Origin of the sequence: Sphingomonas sp. Leaf22 (assembly GCF_001421715.1) — a bacterium.
Taxonomy (GTDB): Bacteria; Pseudomonadota; Alphaproteobacteria; order Sphingomonadales; family Sphingomonadaceae; genus Sphingomonas.
In genome coordinates, this window is record NZ_LMKP01000009.1 from 74,907 (window position 1) to 81,526 (window position 6,620).

The window sequence follows — 6,620 nt, forward strand, 5'->3', positions numbered from 1 at the left end:
ATGACGCAGGCTTCCGATATCGTTGCCGAACTCGATCGGCTCTACACCGCCTCGGTGGCACGGTTGCGCGCTGCGCTCGACCGCTATCTGACCGATGGCACGCCGCCGCCCTCCTCGGCGCGGGTCGACGGCAGCTTCGCCTATCCTGAAATCCGCCTGACCTATCGTGGCGGCAGCGAACGGCCGATGCCGTCGCGCGCCTATGGCCGGCTGACGACCCCCGGCGAATACCGGATCAGCGTGACCAAGCCGGCGATGTTCGCCGCCTATCTGACCGAACAACTCGAACTGCTGATCGCCAATCACGACGTCACGGTCGAGGCGGTCGGCGGACGGCAGGAAATCCCCTTCCCCTACGTCCTCGACGCCGGGCACGCGCTCAGCCTCGATGCGGTGTCGGCGTCCGAACTGGCGCGGTTCTTCCCCGCGACCGAACTGGCGCATATCGGCGACGAGATCGCCGACGGCCTGTGGACCGCGCACGACGACAGCCGGCCGCTGGCGCTGTTCGACGGGTTGCGCACCGACTTTTCGCTGGCCCGGTTGCGCCACTATACCGGCACCCCGCCCGAACATATCCAGCAATATGTGCTGTTCACCAATTATCACCGCTATGTCGACGAATTCGTCCGCTGGGCCGGCGAACAGCTGAAGCCCGCCGCCGATGGTACGCCCAGCCGCTATACCGCGCTGTCGGGAGCCGGCGGCGTGCTGGCGACCGCCGAGGACGATGCCGAGCGCATGGTCAGCGACAGCGCGTGGCGGCGGCACCAGATGCCGGCCTATCACCTCGTCGCGCCCGACGGCACCGGCATCACGCTGGTCAATATCGGCGTCGGCCCGTCCAATGCGAAGACGATCTGCGACCATCTGGCGGTGATGCGGCCCGAAGCGTGGCTGATGATCGGCCATTGCGGGGGGCTGCGTCCCAGCCAGCGGATCGGCGATTACGTGTTGGCGCACGCCTATCTGCGCGACGACCATGTCCTCGACGACGTGCTGCCGCCCGAAATCCCGGTGCCGGCGATCGCCGAGGTGCAGGTGGCGATGGCACGCGCGGCAGAGATCGTGTCGGGCCAGTCGGGCGACGAACTCAAGAAGCGCCTGCGCACCGGCACCATCGTCACCACCGACGACCGCAACTGGGAATTGCGCTTCAGCCGTTCGGCGCTGCGCTTCTCGCTGTCGCGCGCGGTCGGCATCGACATGGAATCGGCAACGATCGCCGCGCAGGGATACCGCTTCCGAGTCCCCTATGGCACGCTACTGTGCGTTTCCGACAAACCGCTCCACGGTGAATTGAAGCTACCCGGACAGGCCAACCGCTTCTACGAACGCGCGATCAACGAACATATGCGCATCGGCATCGAGGCGTGCGAGCAATTGCGGCAAGAAGGCGCCCGCCTCCACAGCCGCAAGCTGCGCGCGTTCAACGAGCCGCCGTTCCGGTAAGGGGTGTGGCGAGCGCCCCTTTATCATCTCCGAACCGTTCGTCCTGAGTAGCCGCTGAGCTTGTCGAAGGGGCGTATCGAAGGACCGTGCGTCAGGTGCTTCGATACGGGGCTTCGACTTCGCTCAGTCCCTACTCAGCACGAACGGTTCTCGACTCAAGTACGAGCTACACCTTGTACCGGTCGGTCGGGATCTGCGCCTCGGTCGCCGCCGCGCTCTTGTGGAACAGCGCCTTGTCCTCGGGACGGAACGCCCAGCGCCACAGCACCGCGAAATAGATGGCGAGCATCACCGGAATGCCGAACAGCAGTTCCGCCCATTCATAGTGCTTCGGCAGCCGCATGATCAGCGATCCGGCCACCGCCGCCGCCAGCACCGCCCACACGAACGCCGGCCGGAAATCGCGGACACTGACGCCGAGCAGCTTCGACAACAGCCCCGACTTGATCACCGACCCCAGCCCGACCGACAGCGTCAGCGCCATCGCCGGCCCGACCGCCGCGTAATTCTGCGGCAGGCCCAGCGTCCGCATCAGCGCGACCAGCGCGAAGCTCAGCAACACCTGAAACGTGAGCAGCCCCAGCGAAATCATCAGGTTGCGGTGGCGTGCGATATAGACCAGCGCCGCTTCCGACACCGCGCCCTTGGCCGCGAAGACTTCGGCGAACAGCAGGAACGAAAGCGCCCCCGCCCCGCTCACGAACTCGCGCCCGACTACGCCCATCACCCCTGACGCCGGGATGCTGCCGGCCAGCGCCAGCGCCGCCTGCGCGGTGATGATCCAGAAGCCGACCTGCCGCACCTGTCGCGCGACGGCTGGCTTGTCGCCCGCGGCAAGGCTGTTGGTGATGACCGGCCCCAAGACCGGATCGAAACTGGTCTTCAGCTTCTGCGGCAACGACGCGACCTGCTGCGCCATGTAGTAGATGCCGACGATCGCCGGTCCGAACAACAGCCCGAGGATGAAGCGATCGACGTTGCGCGTGCCCCATTCGATCGCGTCGGCACCGGCCAGCGGCATGTTGCGCTTCACCAGCGCCAGCATCGGCCGCAAATGCGGCGACCAGCCGATCGGCAGGCCATAGCTGCGGACGAACGGCACGATCGACGCGACCAGCGCCGCCGCCATCGACAGCACGTAACTCATGATCAGGCCGTCGCGGGTCGAATAATAGCTCAGGCCCCACGCCGCGATCGAGATCGTCCACGGTTCGATCACCGCGCGCGCCGTTACCGCCGCCTTCACGTTCAATCGATAGGCGAGCGCGGCCAGACTGACGTCGGACCATGCGATGGCAAACACGATCAGCGGCAACAGCCGTTCGAACCCAATCACCTGACTGTTCGGGTACATGATCTGCGGAAACACGAACAACACCGCGCTCGCCGCGACCGACAGGATGAAGGCGACCGCCAGCGCGTCCCACACGACATGGGCATGCGGCCGATCGGTCGACGACAGTGCCTGCGCCAGCCCCCGTTTCAGCCCCAGCGTCGCGACCAGCGCCGCCAGTTCGACCACCAGCACCGCCAACGCGAACCGCCCAACGATCGCCGGCCCATAGATGCGCCCGGCGATGAACAGGAACGGCAGCCGCGCGACCAGCCGCAGGACGAATCCGAACACGTTGGTCCGCCCGCCCTTGGCAAGTGCGGCGATGTCGTCGGTCGGCTGGGTCGGCGCGTCGGTCATACGTCGCGCGAAGGCTGGATCATCGCGGCCTCATACGCGAGGGGGGCGACCCGCCATAGCCCCCCCGTTGCGCTTTGGCGACGGGGTGCGGCTTGGGGGCAACGGTCGGGTCCAAGTCGCCGCGACGCCGCTTAATGCGCCGCGCCCCAACTCGCCCCCGTCCCGATCTCCACGCCCAGCGGCACCGACAGCTGCACCACCGGCTCGGCGGCGGTTTCCATCACCCGGCGGATCACCGGCGTCGCCGCCTCAACCAGTCCTTCGGGCAGTTCGAACACCAGTTCGTCGTGGACCTGCAGCAGCATTCGCACCTCGCCCAGGCCCGCCTCGGCCAGTGCCGGCCCCATCCGGACCATCGCGCGCTTGATGATGTCGGCGCTGGTCCCCTGGATCGGCGCGTTGATCGCGGCGCGCTCCGCCCCCTGGCGTTCGTGCTGCACCTTCGACTTGATGCGCGGGAAATGCGTCTTGCGCCCAAACAGGGTGGTGGTGAAACCGGCCGTCCGGACGCTCTGCGTCGTCTCGGCGATATAGCGGTTGATGCCGGGGAAGCGGTCGAAATAGCGATCGATCATCGCCTGTGCCTCTTCGGCACTCACGTCCAGCCGCCCGGCCAGCCCCCAGCGGCTGATGCCGTACAGGATCGCGAAGTTGATCGTCTTGGCCCGCCCGCGCGTGTCGCGGTTGACCTCGCCGAACAGTTCCTGCGCAGTGATGCTGTGAATGTCGTCGCCGCGCGCGAACGCGTCGCGCAGCTGCGGCACGTCGGCGATATGCGCCGCCAGCCGCAATTCGATCTGCGAATAGTCGGCCGCGAGGATGACGTTGCCCGGTTCCGCCACGAACGCATCGCGGATCTGCCGCCCGACCTCGGTCCGGATCGGGATGTTCTGCAAATTCGGATCGGTCGACGACAGCCGCCCGGTCTGCGCCCCGGTCAGCGAATAGCTGGTATGCACCCGCCCGGTCGCCGGATTGATCTGCGCCTGCAACGCATCGGTATAGGTGTTCTTGAGCTTGGTCAGCTGTCGCCAGTCGAGCACCTTCGCCGCGATCACCGCGCCCGGCGAATCCTTGTCGGCGGCGATCCGCTCCAACTCGGTGACGTCGGTCGAATAGACGCCCGACTTGCCCTTGCGCCCGCCCTTGATCCCCAGCGTGACGAACAGCACGTCGCCCAGTTGCTTCGGCGACCCGATGGTGAACTTCACGCCCGCCAGGTCGTGGATCTCGGTCTCCAGCGCAGCGATCCGGGTCGAGAAATCGTCCGACAGGCGCGCCAGCACCTGCGCATCGACCTTGATCCCCGCAATTTCCATCTCGGCGATTACCCGAACCAGCGGGCGGTCGACCATCTCATAGACGCGCGTCGCCTGTTCATATGGCAGGCGCGGCTTGAACCGCCGCCACAACCGCAACGTCACGTCGGCATCCTCGGCGGCATAGCGGGTCGCGGTTTTCAGATCGATCTCGCCGAAACCGACCTGCTTCTTCCCCGTCCCCACCACGTCTTTATATGCGATGCAGCTATGCTGGAGGTGCGTCGCCGCCAGTTCGTCCATGCCATGCCCGTGCAGCCCCGCGTCGAGGTCGAAGCTCATCACGATCGTGTCGTCATAGGGCGCGACGTCGACGCCGGCGCGCGACAGGACGATCATGTCGTATTTCAGGTTATGGCCGATCTTCAGGACGCTTTCGTCCCCGAACAACGGTTTGAGCGTCGCCTGCACGACCTCGCGCGACAATTGCTCGGGACGCTCGGCGAACATGTCGGTGCCGCCATGGCCGATCGGCACGTAGCAGGCGAGATTGGGATGCAGCGCCATGCTGATCCCGACCAGTTCGGCACGCGTCGCGTCCAGACCCGTAGTCTCGGTATCGATCGCGACCCAGCCCTGATGCCGCGCTACCTGTACCCAACGATCGAGCGCCTCCTGCGTCACCACCGTTTCATAGCCGTCATGGTTGCAGGCCGGCTCGTCCTCCTCGACCCCCGGTGCCGTCGCCGGCGCGACCGGCTCGTCGGCAACGCTCGACAACTTGGTCAGCAGCGTGCGGAAGCCGTGATGTTCGAGGAACGCGCGCAGCGGTGCCTCGGGTATCCCCTGCATCGCCAGCGCGTCGAGCGGTTCGGGCAGGCCGCCATCGCATTTCAGCGTCACCAGCACCTTCGACAGCCGCGCATTGTCGGCATGGTCGATCAGATTGTCGCGCAGCTTGCCCTTCTTCATCTCTGGCGCGGCGGCAAGGACGGCTTCGAGATTGCCATGCTCGGCGATCAGCTTGGCGGCGGTCTTCGGTCCGACGCCGGGCACGCCCGGCACGTTGTCCACGGCGTCGCCCATCAGCGCCAGCACGTCGCCCAGCTGCTCCGGCCCCACCCCGAATTTCTCGCGGACATGATCGGGGCCGAGCGTGCGGTTGTTCATCGTGTCGAGCATGTCGACCGACGGATCGGTCATCAACTGCATCAGGTCCTTGTCGGAACTGACGATCGTCACCGACCACCCCTGCGCCAGCGCCGCCTGCGTATAACAGGCGATGATGTCGTCGGCCTCCAGCCCCTCTTCCTCGATGCACGGGATCGAAAAGGCCCGCGTCGCATCGCGGATCATCGGGAACTGCGGAACCAGATCCTCGGGCGGCGGCGGGCGATGCGCCTTGTACTGGTCGTACAGGTCGTTGCGGAACGTCTTCGACGATTTGTCGAGGATTACCGCCATATGCGTCGGCCCGTCCGCCTTGTGCAGCGCATCGGCCAGCCGCCACAACATCGTCGTATAGCCATAGACCGCCCCGACCGGCTCACCATGCTGGTTCGTCAGCGGCGGCAGCCGGTGATAGGCGCGAAAGATATAGCCGGAGCCGTCGACGAGATAGAGATGGGGCATGGGGCGGGAGATAGCAGCGCGGGGGAGCGCTTGCGAGGGGGTTGCGGCGTCCTTCGCATCCCCGGCTTGGCGCAGGTGGAATGTCGATCCAGCCTGACCACTTGGAACTGAGGTTCGCAGATCGATATCGTCATCCCGGGCTTGACCCGGGTGTGGATTCACATTCGAAGTGCAACGGGATGAAGGCCTCGGCGGGGGTTTGGAAGCCGAGGCATTTTCGGGGCGTGTGGTTGTGTCTGGCGAGGATGGCGTTGAGCGCGCGCAGCGACAAGGCGTGAGGTTCGGTTTTTCTGGGCAGGTCGCGTCTGAGCCGTCCGATGGCGTTTTCGACGCCGCCCTTCTGCCAGGGCGAGCGTGGATCGCAGAACCAGGCGTCGATTTTGAGTTGCTGCTCGATGCGGCGGTAGCGGGTGAACTCGGTGCCGTTGTCGAAGGTGACGGATCGTCGCAGTCGTTCGGGTAGCGACCGCAGCATCCGCACCAGTGCCGTCGCGACGGGATCGGCCTTGAGGCTGTCCTGCCGCACGGCGATGGTGAGCAGCGAGGTACGTTCGTGCGCGACGATCAGTGCGTGGCCGGGCTTG

The 6,620-nt window shown here is 66.0% G+C and carries 4 protein-coding genes; 1 reads left to right on the plus strand and 3 read right to left on the minus strand.

Annotated elements, in window-relative coordinates; genetic code table 11:
- Entirely contained in the window at positions 1 to 1,452 is a 1,452-nt protein-coding gene (locus tag ASE70_RS06030) for an AMP nucleosidase (protein WP_056502472.1), read from the plus strand.
- A gap of 166 nt (positions 1,453 to 1,618) precedes the next feature.
- On the opposite strand, the gene ASE70_RS06035 is transcribed toward ASE70_RS06030, so the two are convergent.
- From ASE70_RS06035 to ASE70_RS06045, 3 genes are all read right to left on the minus strand, one after another.
- A complete protein-coding gene (locus ASE70_RS06035) occupies positions 1,619 to 3,145 on the minus strand; it encodes a lipopolysaccharide biosynthesis protein (RefSeq protein WP_056502477.1) in 1,527 nt (508 codons plus the stop codon).
- A gap of 131 nt (positions 3,146 to 3,276) precedes the next feature.
- Complete coding sequence (polA, locus tag ASE70_RS06040) at positions 3,277 to 6,036, minus strand: DNA polymerase I (protein WP_056502480.1); 2,760 nt, start codon at positions 6,034 to 6,036, stop codon at positions 3,277 to 3,279.
- Positions 6,037 to 6,166: 130 nt separating this feature from the next.
- Positions 6,167 to 6,620, minus strand: a 454-nt coding sequence (locus ASE70_RS06045) for an IS30 family transposase (protein ID WP_156356046.1), incomplete at its 5' end; no start/stop codon positions are given.

Coding starts and splice junctions, on each gene's coding strand:
- ASE70_RS06030 (WP_056502472.1), top strand. CDS start 1: ATGACGCAGGCTTCCGATATCGTTGCCGAACTCGATCGGCTCTACACC.
- ASE70_RS06035 (WP_056502477.1), bottom strand. CDS start 3,145: ATGACCGACGCGCCGACCCAGCCGACCGACGACATCGCCGCACTTGCC.
- polA (WP_056502480.1), bottom strand. CDS start 6,036: ATGCCCCATCTCTATCTCGTCGACGGCTCCGGCTATATCTTTCGCGCC.